This window comes from Enterobacter sp. EGD-HP1 (genome assembly GCF_000733275.2).
Taxonomy (GTDB): domain Bacteria; phylum Pseudomonadota; class Gammaproteobacteria; order Enterobacterales; family Enterobacteriaceae; genus Enterobacter.
In genome coordinates this window covers 214,252-235,097 of sequence record NZ_AVOP01000023.1, presented here as the reverse complement: position 1 = coordinate 235,097, position 20,846 = coordinate 214,252, and the positions used below count along the sequence as shown (strand labels likewise).

The 20,846-nt window shown below is 59.8% G+C and carries 16 protein-coding genes; 6 read left to right on the top strand and 10 right to left on the bottom strand.

The window, feature by feature from the left end:
- Positions 1–130: 130 nt before the first annotated feature.
- Positions 131–829 (top strand): GNAT family N-acetyltransferase, encoded by a 699-nt coding sequence (locus N037_RS14770; RefSeq protein ID WP_032641815.1) that lies wholly within the window; start codon positions 131–133, stop codon positions 827–829.
- Between the two features lie 33 nt (positions 830–862).
- On the opposite strand, the gene N037_RS14765 is transcribed toward N037_RS14770, so the two are convergent.
- The 8 genes from N037_RS14765 to betI form a co-directional block, all read right to left on the bottom strand.
- Positions 863–2,557 (bottom strand): thiamine pyrophosphate-binding protein, encoded by a 1,695-nt coding sequence (locus tag N037_RS14765; RefSeq protein WP_032641812.1) that lies wholly within the window; start codon positions 2,555–2,557, stop codon positions 863–865.
- A gap of 33 nt (positions 2,558–2,590) precedes the next feature.
- Positions 2,591–3,331, bottom strand: a complete 741-nt coding sequence (locus tag N037_RS14760; RefSeq protein ID WP_023334830.1) for an SDR family oxidoreductase — start codon at positions 3,329–3,331, stop codon at positions 2,591–2,593.
- A 275-nt stretch (positions 3,332–3,606) separates the two neighbouring features.
- Positions 3,607–4,254, bottom strand: a complete 648-nt coding sequence (locus N037_RS14755) for an anti-sigma factor (RefSeq protein ID WP_032641810.1) — start codon at positions 4,252–4,254, stop codon at positions 3,607–3,609.
- The gene (locus tag N037_RS14750) at positions 4,251–4,805 is read right to left on the bottom strand and encodes an RNA polymerase sigma factor (RefSeq protein ID WP_023334832.1); all 555 of its coding nucleotides are present in this window, start codon (positions 4,803–4,805) and stop codon (positions 4,251–4,253) included. The genes N037_RS14755 and N037_RS14750 overlap by 4 nt, the downstream gene beginning before the upstream one ends.
- Before the next feature lie 43 nt (positions 4,806–4,848).
- Positions 4,849–5,412 (bottom strand): fasciclin domain-containing protein, encoded by a 564-nt coding sequence (locus N037_RS14745; protein WP_023334833.1) that lies wholly within the window; start codon positions 5,410–5,412, stop codon positions 4,849–4,851.
- A gap of 536 nt (positions 5,413–5,948) precedes the next feature.
- A complete protein-coding gene (gene betA / locus N037_RS14740; RefSeq protein ID WP_032641808.1) occupies positions 5,949–7,613 on the bottom strand; it encodes a choline dehydrogenase in 1,665 nt (554 codons plus the stop codon).
- Positions 7,614–7,626: 13 nt separating this feature from the next.
- On the bottom strand, positions 7,627–9,099 hold the full coding sequence (gene betB / locus N037_RS14735; RefSeq protein ID WP_032641806.1) for a betaine-aldehyde dehydrogenase: 1,473 nt from the start codon (positions 9,097–9,099) through the stop codon (positions 7,627–7,629).
- 13 nt (positions 9,100–9,112) lie between these two features.
- The gene (gene betI / locus N037_RS14730; protein WP_032641804.1) at positions 9,113–9,700 is read right to left on the bottom strand and encodes a transcriptional regulator BetI; all 588 of its coding nucleotides are present in this window, start codon (positions 9,698–9,700) and stop codon (positions 9,113–9,115) included.
- Between the two features lie 128 nt (positions 9,701–9,828).
- On the opposite strand from betI, the gene betT reads away from it, so the two are divergent.
- Together betT and nadS are read left to right on the top strand one after the other, a co-directional pair.
- A complete protein-coding gene (gene betT, locus N037_RS14725; protein ID WP_029741651.1) occupies positions 9,829–11,862 on the top strand; it encodes a choline BCCT transporter BetT in 2,034 nt (677 codons plus the stop codon).
- A gap of 138 nt (positions 11,863–12,000) precedes the next feature.
- Entirely contained in the window at positions 12,001–12,285 is a 285-nt protein-coding gene (gene nadS, locus N037_RS14720; RefSeq protein ID WP_032641802.1) for a NadS family protein, read from the top strand.
- A 73-nt stretch (positions 12,286–12,358) separates the two neighbouring features.
- Here nadS and entD read toward each other — a convergent pair whose 3' ends face one another.
- Complete coding sequence (gene entD / locus N037_RS14715; RefSeq protein ID WP_032641799.1) at positions 12,359–13,006, bottom strand: enterobactin synthase subunit EntD; 648 nt, start codon at positions 13,004–13,006, stop codon at positions 12,359–12,361.
- 112 nt (positions 13,007–13,118) lie between these two features.
- A complete protein-coding gene (locus tag N037_RS14710; protein ID WP_032641796.1) occupies positions 13,119–15,362 on the bottom strand; it encodes a TonB-dependent siderophore receptor in 2,244 nt (747 codons plus the stop codon).
- 146 nt (positions 15,363–15,508) lie between these two features.
- On the opposite strand from N037_RS14710, the gene fes reads away from it, so the two are divergent.
- From fes to entF, 3 genes are read left to right on the top strand one after another with little or no spacing between them, the layout of a single operon-like run.
- Positions 15,509–16,711, top strand: a complete 1,203-nt coding sequence (gene fes / locus N037_RS14705) for an enterochelin esterase (RefSeq protein WP_032641794.1) — start codon at positions 15,509–15,511, stop codon at positions 16,709–16,711.
- 10 nt (positions 16,712–16,721) lie between these two features.
- Positions 16,722–16,934 (top strand): MbtH family protein, encoded by a 213-nt coding sequence (locus N037_RS14700; protein WP_032641792.1) that lies wholly within the window; start codon positions 16,722–16,724, stop codon positions 16,932–16,934.
- Positions 16,931–20,788: an enterobactin non-ribosomal peptide synthetase EntF gene (gene entF / locus N037_RS14695; protein ID WP_032641790.1), complete on the top strand. Its 3,858-nt coding sequence runs from the start codon at positions 16,931–16,933 to the stop codon at positions 20,786–20,788. Before N037_RS14700 ends, entF begins: the two co-directional genes overlap by 4 nt.
- Positions 20,789–20,846: the final 58 nt, after the last annotated feature.

Below are 20,846 nucleotides of genomic sequence, written 5' to 3'. Positions count from 1 at the left end.
AAAGTCGAAATTCAGCTTTGCTTATGCCTTCCGGGAATATCGCATGCGCTCGGGCTATTAAAATACGCTGCTTTTCGCCCGCTTTTTAACCTGCTATAACAAACTCCTTACCTTTCAGGGAGTCATCGCCGTGCCAGAAATCAATCAACATGGTCAAACCGTTAACGATACCGTGCCTGGCTGGACGGGCGCGCGCGTTTTAACCCGCACGCCGCTGTTCGGCCAGTTCTGCCGTCTGGAGGTGCTGGATGCCGATCGCCACGCGGCCGATCTCTATGAGGCCTACGCGCTGGGCGACGACAGCGACTGGACGTGGCTTGCCAGCACGCAGCCGACGAGCGTGGAAGCCACCGCGCAATGGATCATGGCGAAGGTGCTGGACGATGAGCTGGTGCCGTTTGCCGTGATCGATTTGCGCACCGAAAAAGCGGTGGGGCTGGTGAGCTATATGGCTAACGAGCGGCTGCTGGGGTCGGTCGAAATCGGTCATGTCACCTGGTCGCGCAGGATGAAAGGCTCCCGCATCGGCACCGAAACGGTGTGGCTGCTGCTGAAAAATGCGTTTGAGCACGGCTACCGGCGCGTCGAGTGGAAGTGCGATTCCATGAACGTGGCGTCGCGCATGGCGGCGGAGCGGCTGGGGTTTGTCTGGGAAGGACGCCTGCGCCAGAAGCTGGTGCGCAAAGGGCGCAACCGCGACAGCGATATGCTTTCTATTATTGACGGCGAATGGCCGCAAAGGGACGCGGAGCTGCGCGCCTGGCTGGCGGCGGAGAATTTTGACGGGGAAGGGCGGCAGATTAAGCGGTTAGAGGCGTTTCGGTTATAAGTTTTTTATGTAGGGTACAGCATCGACGCGCGGCTAATCCGCGGAAATCGCGATTTCAATTAAGTTGGTTTTTCCTGATTGCAGCCCGCGCGTTACCGCTTCGGCGATATCGGCAGCCTCGGTCACCCGGCAGCAGTGGACGCCCATGGCGATGGCCAGCGACTGAAAATCGATATGCGGGTTCACCAGGTCCATCCCGATAAAACGCCCGAGCTGCGTTGAGCTGTAGTCAGCCTGGCTCTTCATAAAGTTTTTCAGGATGTTGTACTCCCTGTTATTCATCACGATAAAGGTGACCGGCAGATTTTCGTGTGCCGCCGTCCAGAGCGCCTGCGGCGAGTACAGGGAGGCGCCGTCACCTATCAGGCATACCACCGGCTCCCGCCCGCGTCCCAGCGAGTGCCCTACTGAGGCCGGCATCCCCCAGCCCAGGCCGCCGCCGCGCATAAAGTAGTAGCGCGGGTGCTGCTGGTCAGAGATGAAGCGGCGAACGTGTCTGGCCGTTGCAATCGCCTCGTCGACAATCGTAATGCCGGGTGGAACGGACTTTATCACCTCGTAGGCCGCGACCATCGGCGAAATCGCCGGGCGCAGCCGCTCGGCTGCCAGACGCTCTTCCTGCCGTTGCCACTCTTTTTCACGTTCAGCGCGTGCCGCTTTGAGCAGCCGCTGATGCGTCAATTTGCTTGCCACCCGGCGTTGCGCAAGCTTCGGTAACAGATCCTTCAGGGAGAGTTTGATATCCCCCATCACCGAGAGACGGGTGGCATACGTGCGGCCAAGTTCGTGCATATCCGCCGAGAGCTGATACACCGCGCAGGTTTCCGGAATGGCCTCGCCCTCGCTATACAAAATGGTGATCAGGCTTCTGCCGCCGATGATAAACACCGCATCGTAGGCATTAACGACGCTGGCGATTTCACTGGCGGTGGTGGGCATATTGCCCCGCCAGAGCGCATGCTGCGTGGGGAAGGGCAAATTCAGCGGCCATGAGGAGCCGTAGACGTGGGCGCTGAGCGCCTCCGCCAGCTGGACAATCTCCTGCGTCGAGCCGCTGGAGTGCACTTCATCGCCCGCCACAATCATGACCTTGCCGGGAGTCACCTCGCTGAGCGCCTCCGCCAGTTCGTCCAGCGAGCCCGCCACGGTGTGGTAGTCCACTCTGGATGCCGTCTGTATCCCGGCGTCGCTCAGTTCTTCCATAACGTTCATCGGGAGAGAGAGCAGAACCGGGCCGGCCGGAGGATAGCTGGCAGCGTGAAACGCGCGGCGCACCAGCACCGGGAGCTGGTCGGCGCTGGTGACCTCCTGCGCCCATTTCATGACCGGGGAACCAATGGACACAATGTCATCATACAAAAGCGGGTCGCGGACGTAGTGCCGCGTGTCCTGCTGTCCAACGGTGACCACCAGCGGGGTTTTCATGATCCGCGAATTAATGAGATTCCCCATGCCGTGCCCCAGACCGCTGGCGGTATGCAAATTGATAAAACCCGTTTTGCCGGAGGCTTTCGCATAGCCGTCGGCAATGGCGACCACGCTGCTTTCCTGGAGTGCCAGAATATAGTGAATATTTTCATGACGAAGCAGGGCATCAATGAGCGGAAGTTCAGTGGTGCCGGGGTTGCCAAAAATATATTCCACGCCTTCACTCTCCAGCACTTCAAGGAGAATGTCGGCGCCCGATCGCATATTTAAATCTGATAAGGACGTTAATGATTTAATCATAATGACACCTCATTCAGTATTATTTAAGGCATGCTAAAATTCTTCCTGCGTAGGACGAACAACAATTTCATTAATATCAACATCAGCTGGCTGTTCAATGGCAAATAAAACGGAACGGGCAATCGACTCTGCCGGAATAGCCTGCTTGTAAAATTCATGCAGGAACTGTTTGCTCGGGGCATCAGAGCTACCGAACTGCAGCTCGCTTTCAACGGCACCGGGGGAAATAAGGGTAGTCCGAATGGTTTTCCCCGCTTCCTGGCGTAACCCTTCACTCAGAGCGCGGACGGCGAATTTCGTGGCGCTGTACACTACGCCGCCAGGGGCAAGGACCTTGATACCCGCCACGGAGGCAACGTTAATAAAGTGTCCGCCCCCCTGACGCTGGAACACCGGGAGTGCCGCCGCGATACCGTACAGCACGCCTTTGAGATTGGTATCAATCATCCGATCCCACTCGTCGGTTTTCAGCTCGCTGATGGGGGCGATAGCCATATAGCCGGCGTTGTTGATCAGTACATCGACGCGCTGGTATGCGGCGATGGCGGCGTTTATCGCCTTCTGTACCTCTTCCTGACGGGTCACATCGGCCTTAACGGCAATCGCCTGCCCGCCCTGCTGAATGATTTGATCCACCAGGGCGTTAATTCTGTCCAGGCGGCGCGCCACCAGGACCAGAGAAAACGGTTTATTGGCTAAATGAAGGGCAATGGCCTGACCGATACCGCTGCTGGCACCGGTGATAACAACAACCTTGTTTGCACTATTATTCATGATCTTATCTCACTGTTGTATGATTCAAAATAAATAAAAAGAAGGGCAAGGTTTAAGAATGATGAAAAATTCTTAAACGCTCGTTTTTGATATATTCTGTATCTGGAATGAAATAATGCTCAATTAAAACTTAATGGAGTGCGGAAGAGAATGTCAATGACGTTTTTTAATAATTAAATTAATTGCAAGCCTAATATTTAATTCTTATATGTAACAATCATATGAACAGAATGAAATTGGCTGCCCCCCGCGTCCCTGCGAATAAGGCCTGAGAATTAAATTTTCCCACTGTAGAGCACGGGACCGGTGGGTTGACCGGTGGGGGATCCCCCCTCGGGTTCAAGGCTTATGGCTATCATCGCGTCAGGGGTAAGGGGGTTGTTCCTGATGGCAACACGTGTCGGGACGTCGCTATGCACCAGGCCCAGGGATATCGGGGCCTTCCCGGCAGGGATCAGCCAAAGCTGCAGGCTATTTTGCACAGCAATAGCGTTCGGTCTAAGAGGGGTAATGCTCAGATACTGGCGGCTGCTGTCCGCACTGACGATCCATTGCCCGTGCTGCTGGGCATCGTTGAGTACCATCAGCGGTGCGAGTTCCGGCGTGCGGGTGGAATACCAGGTCACGACGGTAACGGCGGCGAGGCTGGCCGCGACCATCCAGCCGAGATAAGGCCGGCTTTGGCGCAAAGGCTTTTTCGGCGGCAGATCGAGCGCGATCCTCTTCCACACCGTCTCGGGTGGATGAACGGGCGCAAGGTGGCTATCGAGCGTGCTCAACATTTCCTGCCAGTACGCCACGCGGGCGGCCAGATCTGGCTCAGCGGCAAGCCATTTCTGGAACTGAATCCGCGCCCCGCCGCGCAGGGTGCCGAGGGCATATTCTGCAGCCAGCATGTCATCGCGTTTTTCGCTGTCATTCATAGGCCCACGCACTCCCGAAGATGATCCATCGCGCGGCGGATCCAGCTTTTCACCGAGCCCACGGGCTGCTGGAGCCAGTCGGCAATGTCGCTGTGGGACATGCCCTGATAATAGGCGAGCGTAATGCTCTGACGCTGTTCGTGGCTCAGATGTTCCAGACAATGCCTGAGCCGTGCTGCCTGCGCGTCGTCGTGCCAGTTGTTCTGCTCATTGTTTTCGCTCAGCAGAATATCTTCCGAATACGACTCTTCACGGGCGGCAGCGCGGGTTTGCCCGCTGCGCAGCCAGTCAATACAGCGGTTGCGAACAATATGCGTAAGCCAGGTCATCGGAGAGCTCAGGGCGGCGTCATAGGTTTCGGCTTTACTCCAGACGGTGACAAAACAGTCGTGAAGGATCTCCTCTGCCCAGGCGCGATGGCGCAGCATGCGCAGCGCGACGGCAAACAGGTGAGGCGATGTGAGTCGGTAAAGTTGTTCAAATGCGCGGCGATCGCCGTTTGCGACCGCCTGCATTAATTTCAACTGCTGTTCAGCCAGCGCGTTATCCATGTTTTTCCCGGAAGGCAACGTCACACTTCCGAAGTATAGACAACTACTTAGGCATCAGGACGGTATCAATGACATCGATCACGCCATTTTTCTGATGGACGTCATAGGTGCTGATATTCGCCACGTTACCTTTACCATCCTTGAGCTGAATATTGTGCGGGCCGTTGCTCATGATCCACAGAGGTTGACCGTTCACGGTTTTCAGCTCCGCGTGGCCGCCGCCCTGTTTAATTTTCTGCTCCAGCGCTTTCATATCGTAATTACCCGCCACCACGTGATAGGTCAGGATGCTGGTGAGCAGCGCTTTATTTTCTGGCTTCACCAGATTGTCGACCGTACCCGCAGGCAATTTCGCAAATGCCGCATCGGTTGGCGCAAAGACGGTGAAGGGCCCTTTGCTCTGCAGCGTATCCACCAGCCCGGCCGCTTTCACCGCCGCCACCAGCGTGGTGTGATCCTTTGAGTTCACGGCGTTTTCAACAATATTTTTGCTCGGGAACATTTCCGCTCCGCCCACCATCACGGAGCCTGACGTCATGGCCGCTGATGCGCCTGCACAGAAGAGCAAAGCGCTGGATACGAATGCAACACTGAGTAGCTTTTTCATCATTTATCCTCGGATTAAGGAGCAAAGGCGTTGCTCACATACTCACATACGAGGGCAGGGGGGAAACTGGATGCAGGCAAATGAAAATAAATTTTGGGCGGGGGAGGTTAATCCCCTCTCCCCTTCGGGGAGAGGGTTAGGGTGAGGGGAACATAAGGCTGTAGTGGTCATTCCGTTCACTTTATGTTCCTTGCTACTCTGTAACAACATGACCGGTGAACGTGCCAGGGTGGCTCAGTCGCCACCACCCTGGCGACCCGGGCTCCCGGCGGTAAATCGCCGCTTCGCGGTGCCCTCGGCGTATTCCTTCCGGCTTATCGGGGACGGGCGGAGGTAACGTCCCTGTAAAGCCCGCCCTCTCGGCGCATCCATGCGCCTCGCCCCGGCCGGAAGGCAAACGCCTCAGCGATTTACAGCCGGACCAGGGCATCGCTGAAAGGCTTCAGTCGTTCTTAAACAACGTTATTGCTGCTGCTTAAAAATTACTGGGGATCCCTCAGCCTATGGGGAGAGGGCCAGGGTAAGGGGAAATACCCTCAGCGTCGAACCGGCGCCCCGTTCGCCACATAATACGCCGCCGTGCTCTTCGCCAGCGGTTCGCGCCCGCGAATGGCGTCAGCAATTTTTTCGCCAATCATAATGGTGGTCGCGTTCAGGTTGCCGGTGATGATCTGCGGCATGATCGACGCATCCACCACGCGCAGGCCTTCCAGTCCGTGAACGCGGCCTTCACCGTCGACCACCGCCATCTCGTCATAGCCCATCTTACAGGTGCCACACGGATGGAAGGCGGTTTCGGCGTGGTTGCGCACGAACTCGTCCAGCTGTTCGTCGGTCTGGCATTCGACGCCCGGGCTGATTTCACGACCGCGATACTTGTCCAGCGCGGGCTGGTGCATGATCTCGCGAGTGATGCGGATCGCGTCGCGGAACTCCTGCCAGTCCTGCTCGTGGGACATATAGTTGAACAGGATCGCCGGATGCTGGTGCGGATCGCGCGACTTAATGCGCACGTGGCCGCGGCTCGGCGAGCGCATTGATCCGACGTGGCACTGGAAGCCGTGCTCTTTTACCGCGTTCGAACCGTTGTAGTTAATCGCTACCGGCAGGAAGTGGTACTGAATGTTCGGCCACTCAAACTCTTCGCGGCTGCGGATAAACCCGCCCGCTTCGAAGTGGTTGCTCGCACCCACGCCGGTACCGCCAAACAGCCACTCGGCGCCAATCTTCGGCTGGTTCCACCACTGCAGGGCAGGATAGAGGGAGACCGGCTCTTTGCATTCGTACTGGAGGTACATCTCCAGGTGATCCTGCAGGTTTTCGCCCACGCCGGGCAGGTCGTGCACCAGCGGGATATCGAACTCGGCGAGCAGCTCTGCGCTGCCCACGCCGGAGCGCTGGAGGATCTGCGGAGAGGCGATCGCCCCGGCACTCAGCAGCACCTCTTTGTTCGCCGTCGCTTTGGATGGGATAGTGCTTTCGCCTTCCAGCCACTCGACGCCCACGGCGCGTTTGCCGTCAAAGACAATATGATCGGTCATGGCGTGGGTGCGGATGGTCAGGTTCGGTCGCGATTTCGCCTGGTCAAGATAGCCGCGCGCGGTGCTGGCGCGTCGGCCCTGCGGCGTGACCGTGCGGTCCATCGGGCCGAAGCCTTCCTGCTGGTAGCCGTTGAGATCCTCGGTGCGCGGATAGCCCGCCTGCACGCCCGCTTCCACCATCGCCTCGAACAACGGGTTCACGCCCGGCTTCGAGGTGGTAACGCTCACCGGGCCGTCGCCGCCGTGGTAGTCGTTCGGCCCCACGTCGCGGGTTTCTGCCTTGCGGTAGTAGGGCAGGCAGTTGAGGTAGCTCCAGTGCTCCAGACCCGGCTCTTTTGCCCAGTGGTCGAGGTCCATGGCGTTACCGCGGATGTAGCACATGCCGTTGATCAGCGACGAGCCGCCCAGCCCTTTGCCGCGCCCGCACTCCATGCGGCGGTTGTTCATGAAAGGTTCTGGCTCGGTTTCATACGCCCAGTTGTAACGCTTGCCCTGCAGCGGAAACGCCAGCGCGGCGGGCATCTGGGTGCGGAAGTCAAAGCGGTAATCCGGCCCGCCCGCCTCAAGCAGGAGGACGGTGGTGTTCGGATCTTCAGTCAGTCGCGTTGCCAGTACGTTGCCGGCAGAGCCGGCCCCGATAATGATGTAGTCAAATTGCAAATAAACCTCCCGGTTAAAATATGGACTGGAATTTACCCATCTCAACCTGGATGGACTTCACCTGGGTGTAGCTCTGGAGCGTCATCACGCCGTTCTCGCGGCCAATGCCGGAGTGTTTGTAGCCGCCGACCGGCATTTCTGCGGCGGATTCACCCCAGGTGTTGATCCAGCAGATGCCCGCTTCGAGCTGATGAATGGCGCCGTGTGCGCGGTTCAGGTCGGCCGTGACGATGCCCGCCGCCAGACCGTAGTCGGTGTCGTTGGCGCGGCGAATGGCTTCTTCTTCGCTTTCATAGGTGAGAATGGACATCACCGGGCCGAAGATCTCTTCGCGCACGATGGTCATCTCGTCGGCGCAGTCGGTGAACACGGTCGGGGCCACCCACGCGCCGTTGTCAAAGCCTTCGCCCTTCAGCGCGCCGCCGCCGCACAGCACGCGCGCGCCTTCCTCTTTGCCTTTGGCGATGTAGCGCAGCACGCTGTCGCGGTGCGGGAAGCTGACCATCGGGCCGAAGTTGGTGCGTTCGTCGAACAGATCGCCCGCGCGGATGCGGCCCACGCGCTCGACGATTTTCTGCTCAAACGCGGCCTTGAACGTCGCAGGCACGAACACGCGTGTGCCGTTGGTGCACACCTGGCCAGAGCTGAAGAAGTTCGCCATCATCGCGATGTCCGCTGCGAGATCCAGATCCGCATCGTCGAAAATAATCAGCGGGGATTTGCCGCCCAGCTCCATCGTCACCTCTTTCAGGGACGAGGCCGCGGAGTTGGCCATCACCTTTTTGCCGCTGGCGACGCCGCCGGTAAAGGAGACTTTGGCGATGCCCGGATGCTCGGTCAGGAACTGGCCGGTCTCCGCGCCCACGCCCGGCAGGACGTTAAACACGCCGTCCGGCAGGCCCGCTTCGGTGTAGATCTCGGCGAGCTTGAGCGCGGTGAGCGGGGTGACCTCGCTCGGCTTGAAGATCATCGCGTTGCCTGCCGCCAGCGCCGGGGCCGATTTCCACAGGGCGATCTGGATCGGGTAGTTCCACGCGCCGATGCCCGCCACCACGCCCAGCGGCTCGCGGCGGGTGTAGACGAATGAGGTGTCGCGCAGCGGGATCTGGCTGCCTTCCAGCGCCGGGATCAGCCCCGCGTAGTACTCCAGCACGTCCGCGCCGGTGACGATGTCGACGGTGGAGGTTTCGGAATACGCTTTACCGGTGTCGAGGGTTTCCAGTTTTGCGAGCTCGTCGTTACGCTCGCGCAGGATATCGACGGCGCGACGCAGGATGCGCGAGCGCTCCATCGCGGTCATCGCTGCCCAGATTTTTTGCCCGCGCTGTGCGCTTTCCACGGCGCGATCGACGTCTTCTCTCCCGGCGGCCTGTACGGTCGCCAGAACTTCACCGTTGGCCGGGTTGATGGTCTCGAAGGTGCGACCGCTGGTGGCGGAGGTATAACCACCATTGATATAAAGCTGCTGTTCTGCCATTCGGGACATAAATTCTCCTCGGTTATTCGGTCGGTAAATGCTGGCTGATAAAGTGGCTGGTGAGCGATTGCGCCAGGGTTTTATCAAGCGGCTTGCCGCTCAGCGCGGCGCGTAGCCACAGCCCGTCGATCAGCGCCGCCAGGCCGTAGCCCGCCTCTTCGGCCTGGTCGCGCGGCAGCTCACGGCGGAACTCGTACACCAGGTTTGACAACAAGCGACGGCTGCTCACCTGCTGCAGACGGTAGAGCATCGGCTGGTGCATGCTGCTCGCCCAGAAGGCCAGCCAGGCCTTCATGGCCGCTCCGCTGGTCTGGGTTTCATCAAAATTGCCGCCGACAATTGCCTGCAGGCGCTGCTCCGCGCTGCCGTCCGGCAGGGCGCGTAAGCGGCTTACTACCGCGTCGCGCAGCTGGCCGGTGATGTCGCGCATGGTCGCTTCCAGCAGACCGTTTTTGTCTTTGAAGTAGTGACTGATGATCCCCGTGGAAACGCCCGCCCGACGGGCGATCTGCGCGATCGTCGCGTCGTGCATTCCCACTTCATTTATTGCTTCCAGCGTGGCGTCGATAAGCTGCCTGCGCCGGATCGGCTGCATCCCCACTTTGGGCATTTTTGCCACTCCATTCATCAGCGTTGGTTAACCATTAAAGCGGTTTTTGATTGGACGTTCAATATAAAATGTGTCTTAATTGTTGCGGATTTGGATTTTAATAGTTACAAAAACAGTGGGGATACTGGATGACAGACCTTTCACAAGACAGAGAAAAAGACAAAATCAACCCAGTCGTTTTTTATACGTCCGCCGGGCTGATTTTGTTGTTTTCCCTGACGACGATCTTCTTTCGTGATTTTTCTGCCGAGTGGATTGGACGCACCCTGAACTGGGTGTCGAAGACCTTCGGCTGGTACTATCTGCTGGCGGCGACGCTCTATATCGTCTTCGTGGTCTGCATTGCCTGCTCGCGTTTCGGTTCGGTGAAGCTCGGGCCAGAGCAGTCCAAGCCCGAGTTCAGCCTGCTGAGCTGGGCTGCAATGCTGTTTGCCGCGGGCATCGGCATCGACCTGATGTTCTTCTCCGTGGCGGAACCGGTCACGCAGTATATGCAGCCGCCGGAAGGGGCAGGGCAGACGATGGAGGCCGCGCGCCAGGCGATGGTCTGGACGCTGTTCCACTACGGCCTGACCGGCTGGTCGATGTATGCCCTGATGGGTATGGCGCTCGGATACTTTAGCTATCGTTATAATTTGCCCCTCACCATCCGCTCCGCGCTGTATCCGATTTTCGGTAAAAAAATTAACGGCCCGATTGGTCACAGCGTCGACATTGCGGCGGTGATCGGCACCATCTTCGGTATTGCGACAACGCTCGGGATTGGCGTGGTGCAGCTCAACTACGGGCTGAGCGTGCTGTTTGATATCCCGGATTCGATGGCGGCCAAAGCGGCGCTGATTGCGCTCTCTGTCATTATCGCTACCATTTCGGTGACGTCTGGCGTGGATAAAGGCATCCGCGTGCTCTCAGAGCTCAACGTCGCGCTGGCGCTGGGCCTGATCCTGTTCGTGCTGTTTATGGGCGATACCTCGTTCCTGCTCAATGCCTTAGTGCTCAACGTAGGCGACTACGTAAACCGCTTTATGGGCATGACGCTGAACAGCTTCGCTTTTGATCGCCCCGTAGAGTGGATGAACAACTGGACGCTGTTCTTCTGGGCGTGGTGGGTGGCGTGGTCGCCGTTTGTTGGCCTGTTCCTGGCGCGTATTTCACGTGGCCGCACCATCCGCCAGTTTGTGATGGGCACGCTGATCATCCCGTTCACCTTTACCTTGCTGTGGCTGTCGATTTTCGGCAACAGCGCGCTGCACGAGATCATCCACGGCAATGCGACCTTCGCGCAGGAAGCGATGGCGCACCCGGAGCGCGGCTTCTATAGCCTGCTGGCGCAGTATCCGGCGTTTACCTTTAGCGCCTCCGTGGCGACCATCACTGGCCTGCTGTTTTACGTCACCTCGGCGGATTCCGGCGCGCTGGTGCTGGGCAACTTCACCTCGAAGCTGAAGGACATCAACAGCGACGCGCCGAACTGGCTGCGCATCTTCTGGTCCGTCGCCATCGGCCTGCTGACGCTCGGCATGCTGATGACCAACGGCATCTCGGCGCTGCAGAACACCACGGTGATCATGGGTCTGCCGTTCAGCTTCGTCATCTTCTTTGTGATGGCCGGGCTGTATAAATCCCTTAAGGTGGAAGACTACCGCCGCGTCAGCGCCAGCCGCGACACCGCGCCGCGTCCAATGGGGGCGCAGGACAGGCTGAGCTGGAAGAAACGCCTGTCGCGCCTGATGAACTACCCGGGCACGCGCTACACCAAACAGATGATGGAGACGGTCTGCTTCCCGGCGATGGAAGAGGTGGCGCAGGAGCTGAAGCTGCGCGGCGCGTACGTGGAGCTGAAAAACCTGCCGCCGGAGGAGGGCGAGACCCTGGGGCACCTGGACCTGCTGGTTCATATGGGCGACGAGCAGAACTTTGTCTATCAGATCTGGCCGCAGCAGTATTCGGTACCCGGGTTTACCTACCGGGCGCGCAGTGGGAAGTCGACCTACTACCGGCTTGAGACCTTCCTGCTGGAAGGGAGCCAGGGGAATGATTTGATGGATTACAGCAAGGAGCAGGTGATTACGGACATTCTGGACCAGTATGAGCGGCACCTGAACTTTATCCATCTGCACAGGGAAGCGCCGGGAAATAGCGTGATGTTCCCGGATGTTTGAGACTTGATCTGATAATAGTGCATGAAAGTTGCAGGGCCAGCATGTTATGAATCTGGCCCCGCATTTTTCAAATAGTGCTTATTATATCTCTAACCTGGAGTGTACTATGTACTCCTTTATGTTGTTCCTGGGTATAGAATGAGCATCTATGATGAACTGAAATCTTCGCTTGAAGAGGCTGTTGAGATCCATAGCGGAAGGAAAGCAGCTTCCAGAGTAACTCGCTATGAAGTTGCAGATGTTCGCGCAATCAGAGAACAGCTCAATGTCACGCAAAGTGAGATGGCGAAGGCGCTTGGCACGAGCGTTGATACGATCAAAAGCTGGGAGTCTAAGCGCCGTAACCCAACGGGATTGGCGGCGAAAGTGCTGAATGTGATTCGGGAGAATCCTGCCTTTTTCAGAGCGCTTGCTGGGCAGTAAAGAGTCATCATGCCGGGTGGCGCTAACGCTTACCCGGCCTACAAAAACCGTAGGCCTGATAAGCGCAGCGCCATCAGGCTTTTAGCAGCGTCCACACGTTCCCATCATTATGCTGCCAGACGAGGGTGAAGCGTTTACCTTCAGGATATTCTCCAGCCGGGCGCGAAAGCGCCAGTGTGATTGTTTTTCCCGTTACCTCTGTGACTCTCGCGTAGTCAAAACCCATGTAAGTCTTCACCTGCGGAAAGAGCGCCTTAAACAGACTCTCTTTGGCGCTAAAAGCTAGCGTCAGCGCCAGCGCAAAAGGGTAGCCCGAGAGCGTCAGGCACATTGCCTCCTGTGCATCAACAATGCCGTCCTGGATGTCGCGAGCTTCCCGGTCTGGAAGAATGGCTTCGCAATCAATACCTACGAGCGCATCTTGATGACGGACGACAACCGCCATCGCCTGGGCGCCGCTGTGGGTAATGCTGCCTGAAACCCCTTCCGGCCAGAGCGGTTCGCCGCTGGGGCCGATGCCGGGAACGGTGTGGTCAGGTAAGGCATGCGCGGCGGCGATGCGGCCAGCCAGATGCTCGGCTTTGCGTTTGCGCCCGGCGTTTGAAAGCTCAGCGTGGTGGGGGAGCCAGAGGAGATCGGCGTCGGTGAAGGTGGTGGGATCGAAGGTGACGCGATGGACGGTGTGGCCGGCGAGAATGAACGTGCTGTGGGTGGTGTGCATGTTTTTCCTCTATCAGCAAATAGTGCGGCCTGATGCCCTCACCCCGGCCCTCTCCCACAGGGAGAGGGAGCAAACACTAAAAACGGCAACGGGGTTGCCGTTTTGCTTTTACCTAGAAACGCGTATTCACGCTCATGTACCAGGTGCGGCCCGGTTCATTATACGTATACGCACCCGCACCGTACATATACGCACCGGTGGTGGCGTTGCCCGTGGTCTGGGCATTACCCGCGCGCCACTGGCGTTTGTCGAAGACGTTATCCACGCCGCCGGTCAGGCTGACGTTTTTGGTCATGTCCCAGGTCGCGCTCAGGCCAACGATGCTGTACGGGCTGACTTCGTCTTTCTCAGACCCGGTCACAGGCTGACCTTTGTAGTTGTACTTTTTCGGCTGCTGCTTGCCGTACCAGGTAAAGGTTGACTGGAGCGACACGTCCTGATGCACCTGCCAGCTCAGGGTCGAGTTCAGCGTGTACTCCGGGATGATCGACAGACGGTCGCCGGTCTCCTTGTTCTTGCTCTGCAGCATGTAGGTGATGTTGTTGGTCCAGTTGATCGTATCGCTGACCGGCACGTTCAGAGAGCCTTCCAGCCCTTCGACGACCGCTTTCGGCACGTTTTCCCACTGGTAGATATCCGTCTGCACTTTACCGGAAGAGGTGTGACCAATCGGCGCGTAGCCCGCTTCAATCTTGTTGCGATAGTCGTTGCGGAACCAGGTCACGCCCGCCAGCCAGCCGTCGTGCTTCCACTCCAGGCCAATCTCTTTGTTGATGCTGGTTTCCGCTTTCAGGTCGTCGTTGCCCATCATGTAGCAGCCCACGCCGTCGGAGCTGGCGTAGCAGCCCTGGCCTTTGCTGTACAGCAGGTAGTTCGGGTTGGTCTGATACAGGCTTGGCGCTTTATAGGCGCGCGCGATCCCCATCTTCAGCGTGAAGTCATCCCCCAGACCTTGCGACAGGTTCAGGGACGGGCTCCAGTTATTGCCGACGATGGTGTGGTGGTCGAAGCGCAGCGCCGGGGTCAGCATGGTGCTGTCGGTCAGTTCCATGTTGTTTTCAGCGAACAGGGAGAAGATCTCCGCTGAGGTGTAAGGGCTACGATCGTTACTCATGCCCGGGATCGTGCCGCCCTGCTGGGTTTGCGTAAAGGAGGTGGAGTCCTTCATGCGCTGCTGGTTCCACTCGGTTCCCAGGGTCAGGTTCTGGTTGACGAGGAAATCGATCGGCAGGTTGATTTCGCTGTGCAGCATCACGTCGGCCAGGTCGGTGTCGGTGAATTTATTGCTGTTGAACAGACCTTCCAGCCCGCCCGCCAGACCTTCGCCCAGACGGGAGTTGCGGGTGTGTTCGTACTGCGCCCAGCTGCTGGTGGTGATGCCGTTGTCCCAGCCGCCGTTCCAGGTGACCGCGAAGTTCTGGCGATAAATACGGTTAGTCTCTTTGCCGTAGTTCTTCTTCACCAGCGCGTTGTCGTTATTGGTGTTCTGCGTGTCGCCCGCGTAGAGGTTGTTCTGGCGGCTGTAGCCCGCCTCAAACTCAAGGGACTGCATAGGCGCGAAGTCCCAGCGCACCACGCCGTTGATGTCCTTGTTTTCCACGCCCTCACGGCCTGCGGGCAGGGTGTTGGCGTAGGCACCGGTACGATCGGACTGGTGGCCCTGGTTAATGTCCCACGCGTCGGCCTGGGTTTTGTCCAGGTTGCCGAACATGCGGAAGCTGAAGTCGCCGCCCAGCGGGCCGCTCAGGCTGAAGTTGGTGCGCTTGGTGGAACCTTCGTCCTTATGTTCTGGCGCATTCAGGTAGGTGTTCCAGGAGCCGTGCCACTGGTCGTCGAATTTTTTGGTGATGATGTTCACCACGCCGCCTGCTGCACCGTTGCCGTAGCGCGCGGCGGCCGGGCCGCGGATCACTTCGATACGCTCGATCATCTCCGGTGGCACCCAGCCGGTATCGCCGCGGGTGTCACGCTCGCCGCGCCAGCCCAGGCGGATGGAGTTGCGGCTGGTGACCGGCTTGCCGTCGATCAGGATCAGGGTGTTTTCCGGGCCCATGCCGCGAATATCGATCTGGCGGTTGTTTCCGCGCTGGCCGCTGGTGGAGTTCCCGGTCAGGTTGACGCCCGGCATGGTGCGGATGATTTCAGCCACGTCCCGCGCGGGCGGGTTTTTGCGGATCTCGTCGGCGGTGATGGTCGACACGCCCGGCGCCTGCAAATTCTGCTCGGCGGCGGTGATCACCATCGTGTCTTCGTGCTGCGCGGCGGTGGCGGTGTTGTCGTCTGCCAGAGCGGGCAGCGCGACACCATAAATCCCTAAATTGACCAGCAAGGCCAGAGAGTGAATCTTCTTATTCATTGTACGTCCCGCTTTTATGGTTATTTAATGAGCGCGCTTCCCACAGCGCGGGCATTACGCTATTGCAAATGCAAATAGTTATCAATAATATTATCAATAAAATTTGTCCTGAAACAAAAAAGTCTGTTAAACATGAGGTTATAAGGGTGACGGCGTTAACAACGGGAAGTGAAGCCTGGTGGCAGTCGAAAAACGGGCCAGAATGGGAACGTCTGAAGGCGAGCTATCGCGTCACCTTCTGGTGGCGTGACCCGGCAGGAACGCAGAAAACGTCAACGGTTAAACGCGTCTGGCTCTACATCACCGGCGTGACCGATCATCATCAAAATGCCCGCCCGCAATCTCTTGAGCGCATCCCGGATACCGACGTCTGGCAGTGGCAGGGCGAGTTCAGCCCCGAATGGCGCGGGAGCTACTGTTTTATCCCCTCCGATAACGAAAATGATTTTGCCAGCGCAGTGTTTGAAGGCGCGCAGCCGGACCGCATGGCGCTGCGCGAAGGCTGGCGCAAGCTGTTGCCGCACGCGGTTTCCGACCCGCTGAACCCGCAGAGCTGGCGCGGCGGTCGCGGCCACGCCGTCTCGGCGCTGGAGATGCCGGATGCCCCCGTTCAGCCCGGCTGGGATCGTCCCGATACACCTTATGAGTCGCCGGTCTGCACTGAGTGGAACAGTGCACGTCTCAACAACCGCCGCCGCGTGTGGATTTTTACCACCGGCGATGATGACCCGGATCGCCCGCTGGCGGTGCTGCTCGACGGGCAGTTCTGGGCCGAAAGCATGCCCATCTGGCCTGCGCTGGCGTCGCTGACCCGCGACGGCAAACTGCCGCCTGCGGTCTATGTCTTAATCGACGTGATTGACACCGCACACCGCAGCCGCGAGCTGCCGTGTAACCCTGATTTCTGGCTGGCGGTGCAGGACGAACTTCTCCCGCAGGTGAAAAGCATGGCCCCGTTCAGCGACCGCGCCGACCGCACCGTGGTGGCGGGCCAGAGCTTCGGCGGGCTCTCTTCGCTCTATGCGGGCCTCAACTGGCCGCAGCGTTTTGGCTGCATCCTCAGCCAGTCCGGATCCTACTGGTGGCCGCACCGCGGCGCGCAGCAGGACGGGCTGCTCATCGAACAGCTTAAAGCGGGTGAAAAAACCGCTCGCGGGCTGCGGATTGTCCTTGAGGCCGGGCGCAACGAGCCGCTTATCTTCCGCGCGAATCAGGCGATTTTCGCCGAACTACAACACACGCAGCAGCCGGTTATCTGGCGTCAGGTTGACGGCGGACACGATGCGCTTTGCTGGCGCGGTGGGCTGACGCAGGGGCTGATGACCCTCTGGCAGCCGCTCATTCACTAACGGAGTCTGTATGGAATTCAGCAATCCTTTCGATAATCCGCAGGGACAGTTCGCCATTTTGCAAAACGACCAGGGGCAGTACAGCCTGTGGCCGCAGCAGTGCGAACAGCCGGCGGGATGGCGCGTGGTGTGCGAAGCGCAGTCTCAGGAGGCGTGCCAGCAGTGGCTCGCCGGGCACTGGCACACGCTTGAACCGTCCCATTTTGCGGAGGGGAGCGCATGAACCGTCTTCCTCTAGTCGCCGCCCAGCCGGGTATCTGGATGGCGGAACAGCTCTCCTCCCTGCCAAACGCCTGGAGCGTGGCGCACTATACCGAACTGAAAGGCGCTATCGACGCGCCATTGCTGGCAAAAGCGATTGCTGAAGGCATGATGCAGGCCGATACCCTGCGGATGCGTTTTGCCGAGGTTAACGGCGAGGTGTGGCAGTGGGTGGATGAGAGCTTCATTCTGCCGGAGCCGTCCATCGTTCGCGTTACCTCTCACGACGCCGCCGTGGCGCTGATGGAGTCCGATCTCAATCAAAACCTGCGCGTCGACAGCGGTCAGCCGCTGGCGTTTCACCAGCTGATTCAGGTGGGAGAAAGCCACTGGTACTGGTATCAGCGATATCATCATCTGGTGGTGGATGGCTTCAGCTTCCCGGCCATTACCCGTCAGATCGCCGCCATTTACGCTGCGTGGCAGAAAGGTGAATCCACGCCAGCCTCCCCGTTCACCCCGTTCGCCGAGGTGGTGGAGGAGTATCAGCGCTATCGCGAGAGCGAGGCGTACGCACGCGACGGTGCGTTCTGGGCAGCGCAGCGCAGGCAGCTTCCTTCTCCGGTCTCGCTCTCTTCCGCGCCGCTGCCGGGACGCGCCGCCACCACCGACATTCTGCGCCTGAAAATTGCAATGGACGGCCGCGCCTTTGGCCAGCTTGCACAGGCGGCAGGGCAGGCGCAGCGTACCGATCTGGCCCTTGCGCTGGTGGCGCTGTGGCTGGGCCGCCTGACGGGGCGGCTCGACTACGCCGCCGGGTTTATCTTCATGCGCCGCATGGGGTCCGCCGCGCTCACCGCGACCGGGCCGGTGCTTAACGTCCTGCCGCTGGCGGTCAATATCGATCCGCAGGAGAGCCTGCCCTCGCTGGCGCTGCGCCTGGCGAACCAGCTGAAAAAAATGCGTCGTCACCAGCGCTACGACGCCGAGCAGATCGTGCGCGACAGCGGGCGTGCCGCGGGAGACGAAGCCCTGTTTGGCCCGGTGCTGAACGTTAAGGTTTTCGATTATCAGCTGGATATCGACGGCGTGGAGGCCATCACCCACACGCTGGCAACCGGCCCGGTCAACGATCTGGAGCTGGCGCTGTTCCCGGACGAGCAGGGTGGCTTGAGCATTGAGATCCTCGCCAATAAACAGCGTTATGATGAAGCGACGCTTTCCCGTCACGTGGCGCGTCTGAACGCGATGCTGCTGCAGTTTTCGGCTAATCCGGACCTGCGCTGCGGCGAAGTGGAAACCGTTTCAGAGCAGGAATATCAGCAGCTGGCGCGCATCAACGATACCGGGCTGGCGCTGCCGTCTACCACGCTGGCGGATCTGGTGGCGGAGCAGGCGAGCAAAACGCCGGACGCCCCCGCGCTGGCGGACGCGCATAGTGAACTCAGCTATCGTCAGATGCGCGAGCAGGTGGTTGCGCTGGCAAACCTGTTGCGCGCACGCGGCGTGAAGCCGGGTGACAGCGTGGCGGTGGCACTCCCGCGCTCGGTGTTCCTGACGCTGGCGCTGCACGGCATCGTCGAGGCCGGTGCCGCGTGGCTGCCGCTCGACACCGGCTACCCGGACGACCGCCTGCGGATGATGCTTGAGGACGCGAAGCCGTCCCTGCTCATTACTACCGACGAGCAGCTTCCGCGCTTTAGCGATCTGCCCATTACCGCGTTTAGTTACAACACACTGTTACCGGCTGAGAATGCGGAACCGCTGCGGCTGGCGAAGCCGGAGCAGACCGCGTACATCATCTTTACCTCCGGTTCGACGGGCCGCCCCAAAGGGGTCATGGTCGGCCATACCGCCATCGTTAACCGACTGAAGTGGATGCAGGATCATTACCCTCTCGACGCGGCTGACGTGGTGGCGCAGAAAACGCCGTGCAGCTTTGACGTGTCGGTGTGGGAGTTCTGGTGGCCGTTTATCGCCGGGGCGAAGCTGGTGATGGCCGAGCCGGACGCGCACCGCGATCCGCAGGCGATGCAGATCTTCTTCGCGCAGTACGGCGTGACCACCACCCATTTCGTGCCGTCGATGCTGGCGGCGTTTGTCGCCTCGCTGACGCCGGAAAACGCTGTGTGCTGCAAAACCCTTAAGCAGGTGTTCTGCAGCGGCGAAGCGCTGCCAACTGAACTGTGCCGCGAGTGGGAACAGCTCACCCATGTGCCGCTGCACAACCTCTATGGTCCAACGGAAGCGGCGGTGGATGTGAGCTGGTATCCGGCGTTTGGCCCCGAGCTGGCGGCGGTGGAGGGCAACAGCGTGCCAATTGGCTTCCCGGTGTGGAACACGGGGCTACGCATCCTTGACGCGATGATGCGCCCGGTGCCGTTCGGCGTGGCGGGCGACCTGTACCTCACCGGCATTCAGCTGGCGCAGGGGTATCTGGGACGTCCGGATCTCACGGCCAGCCGCTTTATTGCCGACCCGTTTGCCCCCGGCGAGCGGATGTACCGCACCGGCGACGTGGCCCGCTGGCTGGACAACGGCGCGGTGGAATATCTGGGCCGCAGCGATGACCAGCTAAAAATTCGCGGCCAGCGCATTGAGCTCGGCGAAATCGACCGGGCGATGCTGTCGCTGCCGGACGTGGCCCAGGCCGTGGCGCACGCCTGCGTGTTCAACCAGGCGGCGGCCACCGGCGGCGATGCCCGCCAGCTGGTGGGATACGTCGTCTCCGAATCCGGCTTACCGCTGGACCGCGACGCGCTGCTGGCGTCGCTCAAAGCCCAGCTGCCGCCGCACATGGTGCCGGTGGTGCTGCTGCAAATCAGCGCGCTGCCGCTCAGCGCGAACGGCAAGCTGGACCGCAAGGCGCTGCCGCTGCCGGAGCTGACGAGTAAATCCTCCGGCCGTGCGCCGGAGACGGAAACCGAAGTCGCCGTCGCGCAGGCGTTTTCCGCCCTGCTGGGCTGCGAGGTCAACGACATTGAGGCCGACTTCTTTGCCCTCGGCGGACACTCGCTGCTGGCGATGCGCCTGGCGGCACAGCTTAGCCGCGCGTTCGAGCGCAAGGTTACGCCGGGGCAGATTATGGTCGCCTCCACGGTCAGCAAGCTCAGCGCGCTGCTGGACTCGCAGATGAGCGACGAACAGGCGCAACGTCTGGGGTATGAAACCCTTCTGCCGCTGCGCGAAAGCGACGGGCCGACGCTGTTCTGCTTCCACCCAGCGTCCGGCTTTGCCTGGCAGTTTAGCGTCCTGGCGCGCTACCTCAGCCCGCGCTGGTCCATCGTCGGCATTCAGTCGCCGCGTCCGGAGGGGCCGATGCAGCAGCGTGCGGATCTGGATGGAGTCATTGAGCATCACCTGGCTACGCTGCGTAAGCAGCAGCCGCAGGGGCCGTATTACCTGTTCGGTTATTCCCTCGGCGGCACGCTGGCGCAGGGTATTGCCGCCCGTCTGCGCGAGCAGGGTGAAGCGGTGGCCTTCCTCGGCCTGCTGGACACCTGGCCGCCGGAAACCCAGAACTGGCCGGAGAAAGAGGCCAACAGCCTCGACCCCGAGGTGCTGGCGGAAATCGAACGCGAGCGTCAGGCATTTATCGCCGCCCAGCAGGGGCAGGGCTCCAGCGAGCTGTTTAACGCTATCGAAGGCAACTACGCCGACGCGGTGCGGCTGCTCACCACGGCGCACAGCGCGCGGTTTGAGGGTAAAGCGACGCTGTTTGTTGCCGATCGCACGCGCACGATGGATCCGCAGGTCGCGTGGGCGCCGTGGGTGGCGGAGCTTGAGGTGTATAGCCAGGATTGCGCCCATGTGGATATCATCTCACCGCAGGCGTTTGAGAAGATCGGGCCGGTGTTGAGGGAGATATTGGGATAACGTCAAAAGCGCCGGGTGGCGGCTGCGCCTTACCCGGCCTACGGGAGCCGAGTGTAGG

Coding starts and splice junctions, on each gene's coding strand:
- N037_RS14700 (WP_032641792.1), top strand. CDS start 16,722: ATGGAATTCAGCAATCCTTTCGATAATCCGCAGGGACAGTTCGCCATT.
- N037_RS14745 (WP_023334833.1), bottom strand. CDS start 5,412: ATGAAAAAGCTACTCAGTGTTGCATTCGTATCCAGCGCTTTGCTCTTC.
- entF (WP_032641790.1), top strand. CDS start 16,931: ATGAACCGTCTTCCTCTAGTCGCCGCCCAGCCGGGTATCTGGATGGCG.
- N037_RS14710 (WP_032641796.1), bottom strand. CDS start 15,362: ATGAATAAGAAGATTCACTCTCTGGCCTTGCTGGTCAATTTAGGGATT.
- betT (WP_029741651.1), top strand. CDS start 9,829: ATGACAGACCTTTCACAAGACAGAGAAAAAGACAAAATCAACCCAGTC.
- N037_RS14760 (WP_023334830.1), bottom strand. CDS start 3,331: ATGAATAATAGTGCAAACAAGGTTGTTGTTATCACCGGTGCCAGCAGC.
- N037_RS14765 (WP_032641812.1), bottom strand. CDS start 2,557: ATGATTAAATCATTAACGTCCTTATCAGATTTAAATATGCGATCGGGC.
- entD (WP_032641799.1), bottom strand. CDS start 13,006: ATGCACACCACCCACAGCACGTTCATTCTCGCCGGCCACACCGTCCAT.
- betB (WP_032641806.1), bottom strand. CDS start 9,099: ATGTCCCGAATGGCAGAACAGCAGCTTTATATCAATGGTGGTTATACC.
- betI (WP_032641804.1), bottom strand. CDS start 9,700: ATGCCCAAAGTGGGGATGCAGCCGATCCGGCGCAGGCAGCTTATCGAC.
- nadS (WP_032641802.1), top strand. CDS start 12,001: ATGAGCATCTATGATGAACTGAAATCTTCGCTTGAAGAGGCTGTTGAG.
- N037_RS14750 (WP_023334832.1), bottom strand. CDS start 4,805: ATGGATAACGCGCTGGCTGAACAGCAGTTGAAATTAATGCAGGCGGTC.
- N037_RS14755 (WP_032641810.1), bottom strand. CDS start 4,254: ATGAATGACAGCGAAAAACGCGATGACATGCTGGCTGCAGAATATGCC.